Origin of the sequence: Kribbella lupini (assembly GCF_039529595.1) — a bacterium.
GTDB classification, from domain to species: Bacteria; Actinomycetota; Actinomycetes; order Propionibacteriales; family Kribbellaceae; genus Kribbella; species Kribbella lupini.
In genome coordinates this window covers 2,218,666-2,233,065 of the sequence record NZ_BAAANC010000001.1, presented here as the reverse complement: position 1 = coordinate 2,233,065, position 14,400 = coordinate 2,218,666, and the positions used below count along the sequence as shown (strand labels likewise).

Below are 14,400 nucleotides of genomic sequence, written 5' to 3'. Positions count from 1 at the left end.
ATTCTCCGGGGGCAGATCGGGGTTACTCGCCGACTTTGCGGACCGCCGCGTGGTCGGAGTCGAGGACTCGGCCGGTCTGGTCGGTGACCTGGAGTTTGCGCAGCGGTTTGCCGGACTTCGTGTCGAGCAGGACCGAGTGCTCTTCGGTCTCGTCGAACAGGTGGTCCTCGCCCCACTGGCGCAGGCTGACCAGGATGACGAAGAGGTCGCGGCCCTTCGGGGTCAGCGCGTACTCGTGGTACGCGCTGCCGTCGGCGCCGGGCTGGATCTCGAGGATGCCGTGCGCGACGAGCTCGCGCAGCCGCGAGGACAGGATGTTCTTCGCCAGGCCGAGGTTGCGCTGGAACTCGCTGAACCGCCGGATGCCGTCGAAGGCGTCGCGGACGATGAGCAGCGACCAGCGGTCACCGATCACGTCGACCGCGCGCGCCACCGGGCACTCCGCGTCCTCGTGCGTAACCCGCTGCGGCATGCGCGATCCTTCCGGCCGTCGGCCGCAACCGGTTGCGGCTAAGTGGTTGCAAGTATAAACCACCTGCCCTACGCTCTCGCTCAATCGGTTTCAAGTTGAAACCACTTCCAGGAGCGAGGAACGTCATGACGTCACAGGTGGAGCAGCGGGTCAGCCCGGTCCGGGTCGCGGTCGTGCAGTTCGAGCCCCGCGTCGGGGTGGACAACCTCAAGGCCAACGCGCTCGCGGTGGAGCAGCGGCTGACCGCGGCCGCGGATGCGGGAGCCGGCCTGATCGTGCTGCCGGAACTGGCGACCACGGGGTACGTGTTCGAGACCCGCGACGAGGCCTACGCCCACGCGGAGTCGATTCCGGACGGTCCGACGGTCGAGTCGTTCGCGCGGATCGCGGCCGCCCGGAACGTGTACATCGTCGGCTGTGTGGCCGAGCTCGACGGCGTGAAGCTCTACGACACCGCCGTACTGGTCGGCCCCGAGGGCTACATCGGCCGCTACCGCAAGACGCACCTGTGGAACACCGAGAAACTGTGGTTCACCCCCGGCAACGAGGGGTTCAAGGTGTTCGACACCAAGATCGGCCGGATCGGCCTGCTGGTCTGCTGGGACATCTGGTTCCCCGAAACCGCGCGGATCGTGGCGCAGCTGGGTGCCGACATCATCTGCGTCCCCACCGGCTGGGTCTGGACCCCGCCGCCCCTGTACGACGCGAGCGGCACCTGCATGGCGGCGTACCTGACGATGACGGCGGCGCACGCGAACAACGTCTTCATCGCCACCGCGGACCGGATCGGTCAGGAGCGCGGCGCGGGGTTCATGGGCAACTCGCTGATCGCCGGGACCAACGGCTGGCCGATCGACCGGATCGCCGGCCCCGACGAGGACACCATCGTGTACGCCGACATCGACCTGACCGCCGCCCGGACGGCGCCGATCTGGAACCAGCTCAACGACCTCCACCGGGATCGCCGCACCGACCTGTACGACCAGATGCTCGGCTACACCGACCGCGCTCCGCTCCCGCGATGACAACCTTCCGCGGTACGGCGCGCGTGGCCGGTCCGGCCCGACCACGTGCTGCCACTACGTCCGTCGTCTGCGCGGGACTGGTCGGGCTCGCGCTGCTCGCGCTCGTCGGCTGGACGTTCTCGCGGGTGGCGCCCTGGCAGCCGTGGAACGGCGACTACACCGACCCCGGCCGGCTCCTGTCCTGGCTGGCCGGTTCGATCAGCGAACCCCAGTTCTACGCGGTCGCCCCGGCCGGTGCGCTGCTGCTCGTCGGCGGTCTGCTGGGCCACGTCGCTCACCAGCGGTCGTGGCGATGGCAGGGATTCGTCCAGGCGTGTGGCTCAGGGCTGTGGCCATGGGCGGCCGGCAGTGCGCTGATCAGCCTGCTGCTCGGCAACCTCGCCTGGGGCTGGACCGCGGCGTCCGGAGACTGGCAGCCGCTGTTCGTCCCGCTGGTCTCGGTGGCACCCGCGATCGTCGTTCTGTACGGACCCGGCTGGAGAGTCGGTCTGACGGCCGCCGTACTGGGAGCAGTGCTGACCCCACCGGCCTCGATCCTCGCTGTCACGTACGTCTGTGCGCCCCTGGACCTCCCGCCGGTCGTGGGTGCGACGACCGGCATGTGGCTCGGCGCGATCGTGGCGTTCTGGTTCTGCAGTCGCCTGACCTGGATGCCCACGCCGGGTGGTTGGCGTGGGCAACAACAGGACGAGCCGCAACGCGCGGGAGCGCTATGGGTACCCCGTCGCGCCTTGGCCGACTTCTCCGAGGCGCAGTTCTTCGGCAACGAGTGGGCGAGCGCGGCCCTGATCCTCGGCGCGGTCGTCGCCCACCTGATCAGCCCGACCAGTACGGCGTACGGCTCCGGCCTGTTCGTCGCGGTGCTCGCCAGCCAGGTGCTCGCCGCGCTCACGGGTGTGATCGTCTGGCGGAGGAAGTGGCACCGGCACGGCTTCTACCCGACCTTTGTCCCGGTCGTCTCCGTCGCGCCGGCCACCGTGCTGGTGTACGGCGGCACCCTCCAGTCCGTCGTGATCGGCGCACTGGCCGGAGCCTTGATCGCTCCACCCGTAGCGGCGGCGATCGCGGCCCGGCTGCCGAAGACCTTCCATCCCTTCATCGGCAACGTCGCGTCGATGAGTATCTGTACGGCGCTGATCGTCCCGCCGCTCGGCCTGCTCCCGGGATTCACCTCATGACGGCCGCCGGCCAAGCCAGAGCGCTGCGTCGAGGCGAGACCTCGGCGAGTGAGCTGGCCGAAGCAGCGCTACGGCGTACGCGGGAACTGAACCCGTCCCTCAACGCCTTCGCGCTGATCGACGACGCCGGAGCGCGTACGGCGGCGCGGCGGGCCGACGAACAACTTGCCGCAGGCATCGACCTCGGACCGTTGCACGGCATCCCCGTGGCGGTGAAGGATCTGATCGACATGGCGGGTCTGCCAACCACTTGCGGGTCGGCGACGTCCTTCGGTCGCCTTGCGACCGAGGACGCTGAAGTCGTCCGGCGACTGCGCGACGCCGGCGCGGTGATCATCGGCAAGACGACGCTGCACGAGTTCGCGTACGGCGCGACGGGTGATCGATCCGTGCACGGCGCGTCGCGCAACCCGGTCGATCCGCGCCGGATGTCCGGCGGCAGCAGTGGTGGAAGCGCTGTCGCAGTCGCCGCCGGGATGGTTTCGCTTGCCTTGGGCACCGACACGGCGGGCTCGGTCCGGGTGCCGGCCGCGCTGTGCGGGGTGGTGGGCTTCAAGCCGGCTTTCGACGCGGTGTCGAGCAAGGGGGTGTACCCGCTGGCGCCCACCTTGGACCACGTGGGTCTCTTCGCCGCAACCGCCGAGGACGCGTTGATCGGCTATCAGGCGATCAGCGACCGACCGGCACAGGAAGAGACAGGGGACGTTTCGATTGGCTGGATCCCACCGGACGCCATCGCCGTGACGGATCCGCGCGTCTCGGAGCTGACGCGGCGGTTCGTCAGCAGTGCGGTCGATGTCGAGTGGAAAGCGCGGCGGGACCTGTTCGAGATCTTCTCGACGCTGCAAGGCAGGGAAGCGTTCCAGGTGCACAGCCACCACCTCGACGCGGATGCCGAGCTCATCGATCCCGAGGTGTTCGCGCGCCTCGCCAAGGGACGAGGGATCACCGAGCAGCAGTACGCCGAGGCCCATGAGGCGCGCAGTCAGCTGAGTGTCCTGGTCGACGACCTGCTGTCGGCGTACGACGTACTGGCGTTGCCGGCCGTGCCGGTTACGGCACCTTTGCTGGGCGAGCGCAGGGTCTCGGTCGGCGGGACCGAACTCGAAGTCCGGTCGGCCCTGCTCTCGCTGACCAGCCCCTGGAACCTGACCGGCTCACCGGCGATCAGCGTCCCGGCCGGTCACCTCGACGGCCTGCCGATCGCCGTCCAACTTGTCACTGCGCCCGGCCGCGAAGGGCTTCTCTTCGCCGCGGCCCAGGCCTTCGAGAAAGGAACGACATGCCCTCCATCCAGGTCGACCTGCCACTGACCGCGGACGAAGCCACCAAGCGCGCGCTCGCCCAGCGCATCGGGCAGCTCTACGGCGACATCATGCAGGTCGGCATGGATCTGCTCACCGTCTCCATCCACGACGTCGGCGTCGGGGGAGTGTGGCGCTGCCACGAGTCCGGTCCGCCGACGCCGTCCGGCCTGATCATGTGCGACATCCGCAAAGGCCGGCCGCCGGAGACGCGGGCCCTGCTGGCCCAGTCGCTGATCGACGCCTGCGTGGAGGCGTTCGATCTCGACGCGGTGTGGCTGAAGGTCGAGTTCACCCAGCACGACGGCGACGAGATGTACCACCCGCACCTGGGCGGCTTCAACACCGACTGGAGCGGCGACGAGCGTCAGCGAGCTGTGAACTGACCGTCGGGCGTACGACGGGCGACCAGGTGCTCGGCCTCCACCTGGTCGCCGTCCGCGGTGACGAACGCGAGGCGCACCGGCGTACCGGACTTCTCGTCGGCGTACCGCGGTGAGGTGCCGTCCGGGCGGGGGCGGCGCGTGCGTCCCCAGTCGCTGAGGGCCGCGATGACGAGGTTGAGGCTGCGGCCGGCCTCGGTCAGGACGTACTCGTCGCGCGAGCGGGCGCCCGCCTCCTGGTAGGTCCGCCGGGTCATCAGGCCTTCGTCGATCAGGAACGCGAGGCGCTGGGTCAGCAGGTTCGGCGCGATCCCCAGCGCCTCACGGAACTCCTGGAACTTGGTCGAGCCCGCGATCAGCGCCTCGCGCAGGATCAGCAGCGTCCAGCGGTCGCCGAGCACCTCCAGGCTGCGCGCGATCGAGCAGGTCGAGTCCTTGCCGAGCGATTTGGGCATCTGTCCGTCCTCCGAGCTGAGTTATGAAACTATATCCAGGTACTGCTAGATTTAAAAACTCAACTCAGCTATCCGCGGTTCCGCCCGCCGCGTCTTCTTGGAGGATCACTTGCGATCGCTCAGTGAGCGCGCCAGTTTCTGGACCGCCGGCGCTGTGGTCGCGCTGGCGCTGTGGACCAGTGCGTGCCCGACGATGATCTACCCGCTGTACCAGACCGACTGGGGCGTCACCTCGACGACCGTCGCCTGGATCTTCGCCGCCTACCCGATCGCGCTGATCCCGGTGCTCGTCGTGTTCGGCGACCTGTCCGACCACATCGGTCGCCGCGCCGCGATGCTGCTGGGCCTGGCGGCCGAGCTGGTCGGTGTCCTGCTGTTCGTCCTGGCCCGGGACGTCACTTGGTTGCTGATCGGCCGGGCCTTCATGGGTCTCGGCGTCGGCTTGTCGCTGAGCCCGGCGAGCGTGGCGATGGTCGAGTTCTCGGCTCCCGGCGCCGAGAAGCGCGCCGGAGCGATCGGTACGGCGGTGTCGGCGTTCGGGATCGCGCTCGCGATGTTGGTCGGCGGGGGACTGTCCGAGTACGCGCCGTACCCGCTGCGCCTGACCTTCGTCGTCCTGGCAGTGGTGATCTTGGTCGTCGCCTTCTTCGCACTCGGCCTGCCGCGGCACACGCCCGACGAGGACAGCTCGCGCTGGCGGATCCGCGCGATCGTCATCCCGCGCGGCAACCGGGGGATCTTCGCGGCCGGATCGATCGCGTTCGCCTCGTCGTTCGTGCTCGGCTCGCTCGTCCTCCCACTCGGCGCCAAGATCGCGCACCAGCTCGCGGGCTCCGACAACGCCTTGGTGACCGGCGCGCTGCTGTCGGTCTTCGCGCTCTCGATCGCGGCCACGGCGCTACTGGCGAAGCGGCTGGACATCTGGACCACCGTCATCTTCGGTGCAGTCTTCTCGGCCGGCGCGGTCTGGCTGTTCGTCGTCACCGGCGTCACGCACTCGGTCGTGGTCTTCTTCCTCGCGTCGGCCTGCGCCGGCATCGGCTACGCGTTCGACTTCGCCGGCGGGCTGACCATCCTCAACCGGTACGCCGCCGCGCACCACCGTGCGAGCATGGTCTCCGGCGGTTACCTGGTCGGCTACCTCTCCCAGGGCATCGGCGCGCCGGCCCTCGGCGCGATCGTCACGGCCCGCGGTCTGATGACCGGTCTCTTCACCGGCGCGATCGCGTTCAGCGTCGTCTTCGCCGTCTCGCTGGTCGGTGCCTTGACCGTGAGCAGGTCGCTTCGCCATGCCGTCCCAGCCGAACGTTCCCTTGAAACGGCTGCTGCTGAACAGGGCTGAGGGTTTGTGGAGCGGGCGTAGAACCGCTGTGGAGGGCAGTGCGGGACGGTGGAGGTCTTGACCTTGGGGAGGGGCTTCGATGAGTGTGCCGATCTTGACCTACGTCCACGGGAGTGACCCGATCTCGCGGGCGGGGGTGATCAGTCAGCTGCGGGCGCGGCCCGAGGTGCGGCTGGTCAACGAGATGGAGGTGGACGAGGCCGCGGTTGCGGTCGTCGTCACCGACTACCTGGACGACGACACCGCGCGGACGATGCGCGCGCTGCGTCGGGGCGAGATGCCTCGGCTGCTGCTGGTGGCGACCGTGCTGGACGAGGCGGCGCTGGTGGTGGCCGCGGAGATTGGCGTCGGTGGGTTGCTGCGACGGATCGACGCCACGCCGGATGCGTTGGTGCGGACGATCTCGCGGGTGGCAACTGGTGATGGTGAGATCCCGTCCGACCTGCTGGGTCGGTTGATGGAGCAGCTGGGTCGACTGCAACGGCAGGTGCTCGCACCGCGCGGTCTGACGTTCACCGGGCTGAGTCCGCGCGAAGTCGACGTATTGCGGTTGGTTGCGGACGGGTTGGACACGGGCGAGATCGCCCAGGCGCTGAACTACAGCGAACGAACCGTGAAGAACGTGCTGCACGAGGTGACCACGCGGCTGCAGCTTCGTAACCGCTCGCATGCCGTCGCTTATGCGGTAAGAGAAGGGCTCATTTAACTGCTAAAAGCCCTTCCAGCGTTCGCGTTGCGACGCGGGCCGCAAGCTGGGCGGGCCGGCTGGTCAGCGGGTGCGTGGCGAACGACTGCCAGGACGACAGCGCGGCGAGCGCTGCTTGCCGTACGTCGTCCGCGGCGGCATCCTCCGGAAGCCCGAGCCGCGCGGCCGGGTCGTGCCCGGATCCACCGAGCAGCCGGTCCAGCTGCTCGGTCCGCTCGGGTTTCAGGGTGATCCCGCCCGACCGCAGGTCGGAGAGCAGCCGGATCTCCTGGAACTCGTGCGCGCCCGCGCTGATCTCCTCGACCCGCGCCTGCAGCCCGGGCTCGAAGTCGCCGGACCGCAGGAGGTCGGTGAGCGCCGCGACCGCGGAGTACGCCTTGAGCACCCGGCTGCGCGTCTCGAACTGGCGAACCAGGATCGCCCGCAGCCGGTTGAGGCCGCTGCGCTCGGTCAGTTCGGTGCTCAGCTCGGACGAGTTGGACGCGGCTCCGCTCCGGATCAGCTCGACACTCAGCCGTACCCCGTACAGGCCGAGTCGTCCGAGCAGATGCTCGCGTTCGAGCTCGGTGACCGGCAGTCCGCTCGGCGTCGAGGCGAAGCGGTCGGCGGTCAGCAGCAGTTCGGCGACCTCTTCGATCGGAGCCTGCGCGATGGTCGCCAGCAACGCGTACTCGGCCTCGCGCAAGGTCGTCGCGGTGTGCCCGAGCAGTCCGTTGACCGGCACGATCACCGGGCAGAGCCGGTGCAGCCGCGGCTCGGCCTCGTACCGGCGGGCGACGCGCTCGGCGACCTCCATCGAGTCGAGCCGGCAGGAGCCGATCTCGTCGGCACGCGACAGGACGCCGATCGCGTTCATCGGCGTACCGTGCGCCAGTTCGTCGTCGTGGAACGACTCCAGGAACCGGATGTCGCTGGAGTGCGTGTGCCGCAGCAGGTAGAGGATCGCGTCCGCGATCGGCACCCGGCCGTCGTCGGCAGCGAGCACCCGCTGCGTCCGCGCGGAGACGTCGGCCGAGATCGACGCGATGCCCGGGGTGTCGAGGATGGTCAGATCGCGCAGCCGGCTGGTCGGCCAGCCGATCTCGAGGTGGTCGACCTCGGCCGCGTCCAGTCCGCCGAGATCCACTTCGAGAGCGCCGCCGTCGCGGTCGTACGGGCGTTCGTGCGGTACGCCGTCGACCGGGAAGAGCGTGGCGTGCGGCCGGTCGTCGAGCGCGTACCAGGTGACGATGCGCGTGCACTCGCCGGCGTCGGTCGGGGCCAGTTCCTCACCCAGCAAGGCGTTCAGCAGGGTCGACTTGCCGGCCTTCACCTTGCCCGCGATCGCCAGCCGCAGCGGGCCGGTCAGCCGGGTCCGGATCTCGTCGAGCTGTGCCCGGTGGTCGTCGGTGCGGGCTGAGCGCTGGGCCTCGTCGAGGACCGCGAGGATGGCGGCGGACAGGTCGTCAGTCATCGTCGTCTACCTGTCGTTCGAGCGGGACCGGCGCCAGCGCGGCCCGGGCCTCCGGTGCTGTCCGTCGGTCGGTGGCAGCGCGGCCCCGCGCCGACGAGGTCGTCAGTCATCGTCGTCCGCCCGTCGTCGACGCGATCTGGATGCGTGGCGCCCTTGTCGCGGGGTCGATCAGTCATCGTCGTCCACCTGGTCGTCGTCGGTGACGATCGCGTGCACTGTCGCGCCGACGCCGAGGCCGGCGGCTGCCCCGAGGGCTGGGCGCGCACCCGCCATCGCGACTTCGCGGAGTCCTGACCGCATCGATCGCAGTCGATCGCCTTCGACCGAGAGCTGAGCGGCGCGCGCCGACTGCTCGGCCGGAGCGAGTTTCGCGGTGCGGTCCGCGGCGGTGAGCGCGGCGCCGGCCGAGCGGTGGATCAGGCCGGCGCGCTCCTGGAAGTCGTCACGCAGCCGTCGCTGGGTCCTGCGCAGGCCGTCGCGGGTGTCCTTGTTCATCACGAACGCCACCTCGTCGACGTACCGGCGTACGGCGGCCTTGGCCTGCTGCTGCCGGTAGGTGCGCTGGCGTTTGCGCTCGTCCCTGAGCAGCTTGCCGCCGATACCCGCACCGAGCGCGGTCGCGACGCCGGCGACGGCCAGCGGTGGCAGGATCAACCCACCGAGGGTGACGACGACCATCGGCACGATGATCCCGGCCCGGCCGGTCATCAGCAGCGCCGCGAGCCGCCCGCCCGGCATCGACAAGGTGGCGACCGACGCCAGCTCGAACTGGTCCAGGTCGGTAATCGAGTCCGACAGATCGACCTCGATCTCGGTGCCGGCCTCCAAGTCGAACGCCTCCGCGACCCGGTCGCCCAGGTCGCGGGCGCGTTCGAGCAACAGGTCGCGGTTGGCAACGCCGACGACGGCGACTTGGCGGCGCAACCAGACCTCGGTGTCGGCCCAGGTCTCGTTCGGATCGCCCTGGTCGATGATGGTCTCGGCGTCCCGCATCACCGTGCGCAGGCGGCTCTGCAGGTCGTGCTCGACATCGGCGACGAGGTCGGCGATCCCGTCCGACAACGTCTGCTGCCACGTCGCGCTGACCGCGGTGAGGTTCGCGGCGCGATCGCGGGCACGGGTGAGCTTGGCGAGCACCGCGGGACGACTCTCGGGCTTGGTCAGTACGACGCGCTCGGCGTCGGACTCCTGCGCGAGCTGCGTGGCAACGAAGTCGACCTCCTGCGCGACGGCGGCGGCTGCTCGCGTCGTACCGGGGACGACGACGGCCGTCGCGAGGAACTCTACAAGTGGGGCGAATCCTGATTCCTGGTTGAGTTCCGGGCGTTGGGCGGCGCGGAGCCGGAGGAAGGACGATACGGGCAGGATCGGCAGTTCGATGCCGGCGGCGGCCAGGTGGGCGGTGTTCAGCTCGACGATGCGGCGCCAGTGGCCGTACAAATCGGTCTTGGTGATCACGAGTGCGGCGGCGGGGCAGCGGGAGAGCGCGGTCTTGAGGAACTCGAGCTCGGGTGCCGTGAGCTCCTGGGCGGCGTCGGTGACGAACAGAATCGCGTCGGCGGACGCGAGCGCGGCGAGGGTGAGCTGGCCGTGCACGGAGTCGAGGCCGCCGACGCCCGGGGTGTCGAGCAGGCTCAGGCCTGATCGGAGCATGCGGTGCGGGACCTCGACCGTGACCGACTGCAGGCGACCGTGCTCGTTGGCGTCGGTGGATTCGGAGACGAGCTGCGCGATCTGGCTGAGGGGCGCGGGGTAGCCGACGGGAGCCTGGCCGGTATCGATCTGGCGGTACGCCGTGAGGCCCGGGGGTTCGCCGTACCGGACGAGGGTCGGTACGGCGGTGACGATGTCGGCGTCCACCGGGCAGACCGCGGTCTGCAGGAGGGCGTTGACGAGCGTGCTCTTGCCACGCTTGAACTCGCCGACGACCACAGCGGTGAGAGTGCGGGAGTCGAGCTTGGCCTTTGCGGTGTCCAAACGGGCAGCGAGGTCGGGGCGTTTTCGTTCCTGGGTGAGGGTTTTGCCTTCGTCGATCGCGGCGATCAGCAGACCGACGTTGGTGGCGGGGCGGGGTGGTGGGGGTGGGGGAGGCGCAAAGGGCTGCGTCTTGGGCTCGGGCTCGGGCTCGGGCCTGGGTGTGGGCTCGGGCTCGGGTTCGGGTGCCGACTCGGGCTCGGGCCTGGGTGTCCGCTCGGGTTCGGGTTCTGGTGTTGCAGGGGCGGGCTCTGGGGTCGGCGGTGCGGCCGGCTCCGGCTGCTTCGGCTTGGTGCTGGACCAGGCCAGGTACTGGTTGCACGACGTACAGAACACGGCGTCGTCGTCGTTCGACCGTCCACAGCTCTCGCAGCTGATCATCGGATCACGAAGCCCCCCTTCGTACTCACCGTGCAGCAAAGGCTAGTGCCATACTCGGCTGCAAGGGGGAGGTCGCGATGAACGAGGACGTCTGCACCGCCTGTGGGGAACGCAACCCGGCCGGCTCGGCCTTCTGCCTGTACTGCGGGGTCTACCTCGGCTGGGACCAGGCCGCGGACCAGCCGACTGTGCGTCAGCCCGCTGTCGGCCAGCCGACCGCTGGGCAGTCCGCGGCGGCGCAACCGGGACCCGGGCGGTCGCCCGGTCAGTCCGCGTCGGGTCAGTTCGCGGTCGGCCAGCCCGCGGGCGCGCAGGCGGCGGCCGGTCAGCCCGCGGTCGGCCAGACCGCGATCCTCCCCGAGACTCACGTGCAGCCACCCCCGCCGTACGAGGACGACTCCGCCCGCCCGAAGCCCGGCGAAATGGCCTGCCCCCAATGCGGGATCCCCAACGCGCAAACCCTCCGCTTCTGCCGCAAGTGCGGGAAGGCCCTGCACCCGTCGAGCTCCGCCAACCAAGCGCCGCCCACGGTCGCGAAAAACGGTTGGTGGCAACGCTTCTGGGACCCGAAGGACCGTCGAGCCCGCCGCGACTACCGCCGCAGCCTCCCCCCGCTCTACCGCTGGCGCCGTGTGATCATCACGATCGGAGCGATCGCCGCCGCGTGGGTGCTGCTGTCGGTCGTCGGTACGAACCCGGTGACCTGGGCCAAGGACCGCGTGAACGACGTACGCGGCACCCTCGTCCCGGTCGATCTGGCGACGGTCGCGGCCGCGCCGCCCGAGTCGATCGCCGAGGGCGGCTACAGCATCGAAGCGCTCACCTCCGCTCCGCTCGACGACGCCTGGGCCACTCCGTGGGCGACCAACGTGGTCGTGCCGCTGGAAGGCTGCAGCGGGAAGGCCGCCGCCCAGGGGACGATCCGGCTGTCTTTCCCCTCGCCGATCAGAGTGCGTCGGCTCGACGTACTGGCCGGCCTGCCAGCCACTGACGCCCGACGCCCGTTGCAGTTCCGCCCGAGTGTGCTGCTGGTTCTCTCGGAGGGGCGCTGCCAGGAGTTGGCGCTCAAGGACAGTGCCGACGTGCAGAAGCTCGTGCTCGACACCGGCGTACCGGTGAAGGATCTGACGATCGCGATCGGCGCGACCTACCCCGGCCGGGCGGGAGCCGCTCAGCCGGTCGCGGCGATCACTAGCCTCGCGGTGCAGAGTCGCCCCCGTTAGCTCGGGGCCTGGCCCGGTTGGTAGGCCAGACACGCGCCCTTGAACACCTTCTGCGCGGCCTCGGACTTACAGATGGTGACGGCCTGGTCAGGCGTTGCCGACGGCCCGGTGTAGACCACCCAGTCGTCGGCCAGCGGCGTCTTGCGGTCGGCTTTGACCAGCCCGGGGTAGTTGCCAGTGGCATGCAAAACCTTGGCGTCGACACCGGCGCTCTTCAAGCGGGCGGCCAGATCTTTGGCGGTCTGCTCCGCAATGCCGGTCGCCCCGGGCTGGAAGTCGACCGCGGCGATCCACTGGCCCGGCGTGAAAGCGGGGCTGTCCGGCCCGGCCGTCGCCGGACCTGACGGCGTGACGCCCGAGGTCGGCGGGGGTCCGCTGGTAGTTCCGTTGGTGGCCGCGCTCGTTGGCGCCCCGGTCGGCGGCGCGCTGGAGACCGCGCCCGAGGTCGGGGTCACCGGCGTCGCGATCGTGGTCGCGCAGGCCACTGCCGACGGTGGACCCTCCAGCTCGCCGTTGACCGCGCTCAGCACGAAGCAGTACTTCGTGCTGCCCTGCAGCCCCTCGACGTTCTTCGCGGTCTGCTTGACGTCGACGTTGCGCTCGGACTTGTTGATCTTGCCGGCCGCGTCGACGAAGTGCAGCGCGTACGAGTCGATGTTCGGCACGGTCGCCCAGACCAGCGCGATGGTCCCCGGCCCGCCCGCCTTAGCAGTCAGCACCGGCGTGGCCGGCACGGTGGTGCCGTCACCCGTCGGCGTAGGTGCCGGACCACCGCGCGTCAACGCGAACACCAGTACGCCGACCAGCGCGGCCCCGACCACGGTGGCCGCTGTGATCACGCCGCGGGTCAAGATCGGCTTCTGGTTGAACGCACCGTCCACCACCGGCCGCGCCGGATCCGGGCCCGCGGGCACCGGCGTACCGGGTGGCGGTGGGGGATCGGGTTCGCCGACGACCTTGAACGGCAGGCGTGCCGGCGATCCACGGAGTATCGGCTTGCGCGTCCGGGCCTTGATCCGCGCGGTCACCGTCGCCCCCAGCGGCACGTCGACGACGTCGGGCCGAACGAAGAACCCAAGCGCCTGATCCGCATCGGACGCAACAATCCGCAACCTGGCAGGTGAGTTCCCCCAGTTGCTGAACTGAACGGTATGCAGCCCACGCCAACGCCCCGACGAGGTCACCGGCGTCAACTTGGCCTGCAACCCGAACACCCGCCCGATCTCGAGCTGCCCCTCAACCACCGCGCTGTTCGACGGATCGACCTGCGACTTCGCACGAATCCCGAACGGCACCGTGCCGCCCGGTCCGGTCGGACCAGTCGGCGGGTTGAACACGACCGTCGCCGTCTCCTGCTGCTGCGGGTAGACCGACAACACCGCCGGCGTGATCTCAGCCCAAGGCATCGGCTGCTCACCGACGACATCCAGTTCGTAGCTCTCCACGATCGTCCCGGGATTGAGCACGGTGAACTCCGCGCGAGCCTGACCACCAGGCTCGGCGGCCAGTTGCGTCGTCTCCAGCCGCAGCACCGGGTCGGTCACTCGGCGTCCCCTCCCGTGATCGTCGGGTTCAGGCTAAGCCCGGCGACCCTGCGGCGTCGCCTGCTTGGTGGTGCATGCCGGTGTGCCCGATCGGGCAGCGGACAGTGCCCCGGGCTCGACCCCGGCCCGCTGCCGGCGTACGGCGTACCGGTCGAACACTCGATGACGTGATCCAAGAGGTGGACTCGGCGCTGCAGGCCCTGATCCAGCGCGAAGCGATCGGCGCGCGGGACGTCGAAGTCGTGTTCGACGCCCCGACCAAGGAGTGGTCGAGCCGTCGCAACGCGCCCACGATCGACGTCTACCTGTACGACATCCGCGAGGACCTCCGCCGCCGCGAGCGCGGCCTGCTGAACGAGTACGACGACGAGCGGCGGATCACCGCGCGGCACCTGCCGCCGCGCTACTTCAAGCTGTCGTACCTGGTGACGGCCTGGACCCAAAGGCCCGAAGACGAGCACCGGCTGCTGTCCGGTCTGCTCTCGTGCTTCCTGCGCCACGACGCGCTGCCCACCGACCTGGTGACCGGGCCGCTCGCCGAGCTCGGCCTATCCGTGCCGGTCTCGATCGCCCTGCCGCCGCCGGAGGACCGCTCGTTCGCCGATGTCTGGTCGGCTCTCGGCGGTGAGCTCAAACCTTCCCTCGACCTGGTCGTCTGCGCACCGACCCCGACCGGCCGCGTCTACGAGGCCGCGACCCTTGTCGATCAGCCGCCGCGGGTGTCGATAGGTGGGACCGACGGCTGGCCGCCCCGCGAGGAAGCTAACGGTCGGCCGCGCGGGGGAGCGGGAGGTTCGCCGCCCGGCGACGGTGGGCCCGGCGACGACGACGGCGGCGACGGTGGGTCCCGCGACGGCGACGGTGGGGGCGAGGCCGGCAACGGTACGTCTCGCGATGGTGCCAGCGGTACGGCGCGTCCTAATCCCCGCCGGCCGCGGAAGAGGTCCGGGTGACTGCGCG

13 protein-coding genes are annotated in these 14,400 nt (G+C 69.9%); 8 read left to right on the top strand and 5 right to left on the bottom strand.

The annotated features are described in order from the left end of the window. Positions 1-22: 22 nt before the first annotated feature. Positions 23-472, bottom strand: coding sequence for a winged helix-turn-helix transcriptional regulator (locus ABD235_RS10190; protein WP_344172394.1), 450 nt, complete (start codon positions 470-472; stop codon positions 23-25). A 125-nt stretch (positions 473-597) separates the two neighbouring features. Between ABD235_RS10190 and ABD235_RS10185 the strand changes: the two genes are divergently transcribed. From ABD235_RS10185 to ABD235_RS10170, 4 genes are read left to right on the top strand one after another with little or no spacing between them, the layout of a single operon-like run. Further along, on the top strand, positions 598-1,497 hold the full coding sequence (locus tag ABD235_RS10185; protein ID WP_344172392.1) for a nitrilase family protein: 900 nt from the start codon (positions 598-600) through the stop codon (positions 1,495-1,497). Further along, on the top strand, positions 1,494-2,675 hold the full coding sequence (locus tag ABD235_RS10180; protein WP_344172390.1) for a hypothetical protein: 1,182 nt from the start codon (positions 1,494-1,496) through the stop codon (positions 2,673-2,675). Before ABD235_RS10185 ends, ABD235_RS10180 begins: the two co-directional genes overlap by 4 nt. After that, a complete protein-coding gene (locus ABD235_RS10175; protein WP_344172388.1) occupies positions 2,672-3,988 on the top strand; it encodes an amidase in 1,317 nt (438 codons plus the stop codon). Before ABD235_RS10180 ends, ABD235_RS10175 begins: the two co-directional genes overlap by 4 nt. Then, a complete protein-coding gene (locus tag ABD235_RS10170; protein ID WP_344172386.1) occupies positions 3,958-4,365 on the top strand; it encodes a tautomerase family protein in 408 nt (135 codons plus the stop codon). Before ABD235_RS10175 ends, ABD235_RS10170 begins: the two co-directional genes overlap by 31 nt. On the opposite strand, the gene ABD235_RS10165 is transcribed toward ABD235_RS10170, so the two are convergent. Further along, a complete protein-coding gene (locus tag ABD235_RS10165) occupies positions 4,347-4,817 on the bottom strand; it encodes a winged helix-turn-helix transcriptional regulator (RefSeq protein WP_344172384.1) in 471 nt (156 codons plus the stop codon). The genes ABD235_RS10170 and ABD235_RS10165 overlap by 19 nt on opposite strands. Before the next feature lie 109 nt (positions 4,818-4,926). On the opposite strand from ABD235_RS10165, the gene ABD235_RS10160 reads away from it, so the two are divergent. Both ABD235_RS10160 and ABD235_RS10155 read left to right on the top strand, forming a co-directional pair. After that, positions 4,927-6,159 carry an MFS transporter gene (locus ABD235_RS10160; protein WP_344172382.1) on the top strand — a complete coding sequence of 411 codons (1,233 nt, stop codon included), beginning with the start codon at positions 4,927-4,929 and terminating at the stop codon, positions 6,157-6,159. Positions 6,160-6,238: 79 nt separating this feature from the next. Then, a complete protein-coding gene (locus ABD235_RS10155) occupies positions 6,239-6,865 on the top strand; it encodes a helix-turn-helix transcriptional regulator (RefSeq protein WP_344172380.1) in 627 nt (208 codons plus the stop codon). Here the strand turns inward: ABD235_RS10155 and ABD235_RS10150 are convergent. Both ABD235_RS10150 and ABD235_RS10145 read right to left on the bottom strand, forming a co-directional pair. Then, positions 6,858-8,318: a dynamin family protein gene (locus tag ABD235_RS10150; RefSeq protein WP_344172378.1), complete on the bottom strand. Its 1,461-nt coding sequence runs from the start codon at positions 8,316-8,318 to the stop codon at positions 6,858-6,860. The two genes, ABD235_RS10155 and ABD235_RS10150, sit on opposite strands and share 8 nt — an antisense overlap. Positions 8,319-8,486: 168 nt before the next feature. After that, positions 8,487-10,673 (bottom strand): dynamin family protein, encoded by a 2,187-nt coding sequence (locus tag ABD235_RS10145; RefSeq protein WP_344172376.1) that lies wholly within the window; start codon positions 10,671-10,673, stop codon positions 8,487-8,489. Between the two features lie 77 nt (positions 10,674-10,750). On the opposite strand from ABD235_RS10145, the gene ABD235_RS10140 reads away from it, so the two are divergent. Continuing rightward, positions 10,751-11,896 (top strand): zinc ribbon domain-containing protein, encoded by a 1,146-nt coding sequence (locus ABD235_RS10140; protein ID WP_344172374.1) that lies wholly within the window; start codon positions 10,751-10,753, stop codon positions 11,894-11,896. On the opposite strand, the gene ABD235_RS10135 is transcribed toward ABD235_RS10140, so the two are convergent. Beyond that, the gene (locus ABD235_RS10135) at positions 11,893-13,440 is read right to left on the bottom strand and encodes a hypothetical protein (protein WP_344172372.1); all 1,548 of its coding nucleotides are present in this window, start codon (positions 13,438-13,440) and stop codon (positions 11,893-11,895) included. The two genes, ABD235_RS10140 and ABD235_RS10135, sit on opposite strands and share 4 nt — an antisense overlap. 167 nt (positions 13,441-13,607) lie before the next feature. On the opposite strand from ABD235_RS10135, the gene ABD235_RS10130 reads away from it, so the two are divergent. Further along, complete coding sequence (locus tag ABD235_RS10130) at positions 13,608-14,393, top strand: Pvc16 family protein (protein ID WP_344172370.1); 786 nt, start codon at positions 13,608-13,610, stop codon at positions 14,391-14,393. The last annotated feature ends 7 nt before the right edge of the window (positions 14,394-14,400 follow it).

Bases quoted from the DNA above. Each gene is read 5' to 3' on its own strand.
- ABD235_RS10190 (WP_344172394.1), bottom strand. From the start codon at position 472: ATGCCGCAGCGGGTTACGCACGAGGACGCGGAGTGCCCGGTGGCGCGC.
- ABD235_RS10185 (WP_344172392.1), top strand. From the start codon at position 598: ATGACGTCACAGGTGGAGCAGCGGGTCAGCCCGGTCCGGGTCGCGGTC.
- ABD235_RS10180 (WP_344172390.1), top strand. From the start codon at position 1,494: ATGACAACCTTCCGCGGTACGGCGCGCGTGGCCGGTCCGGCCCGACCA.
- ABD235_RS10175 (WP_344172388.1), top strand. From the start codon at position 2,672: ATGACGGCCGCCGGCCAAGCCAGAGCGCTGCGTCGAGGCGAGACCTCG.
- ABD235_RS10170 (WP_344172386.1), top strand. From the start codon at position 3,958: ATGCCCTCCATCCAGGTCGACCTGCCACTGACCGCGGACGAAGCCACC.
- ABD235_RS10165 (WP_344172384.1), bottom strand. From the start codon at position 4,817: ATGCCCAAATCGCTCGGCAAGGACTCGACCTGCTCGATCGCGCGCAGC.
- ABD235_RS10155 (WP_344172380.1), top strand. From the start codon at position 6,239: ATGAGTGTGCCGATCTTGACCTACGTCCACGGGAGTGACCCGATCTCG.
- ABD235_RS10150 (WP_344172378.1), bottom strand. From the start codon at position 8,318: ATGACTGACGACCTGTCCGCCGCCATCCTCGCGGTCCTCGACGAGGCC.
- ABD235_RS10145 (WP_344172376.1), bottom strand. From the start codon at position 10,673: ATGATCAGCTGCGAGAGCTGTGGACGGTCGAACGACGACGACGCCGTG.
- ABD235_RS10140 (WP_344172374.1), top strand. From the start codon at position 10,751: ATGAACGAGGACGTCTGCACCGCCTGTGGGGAACGCAACCCGGCCGGC.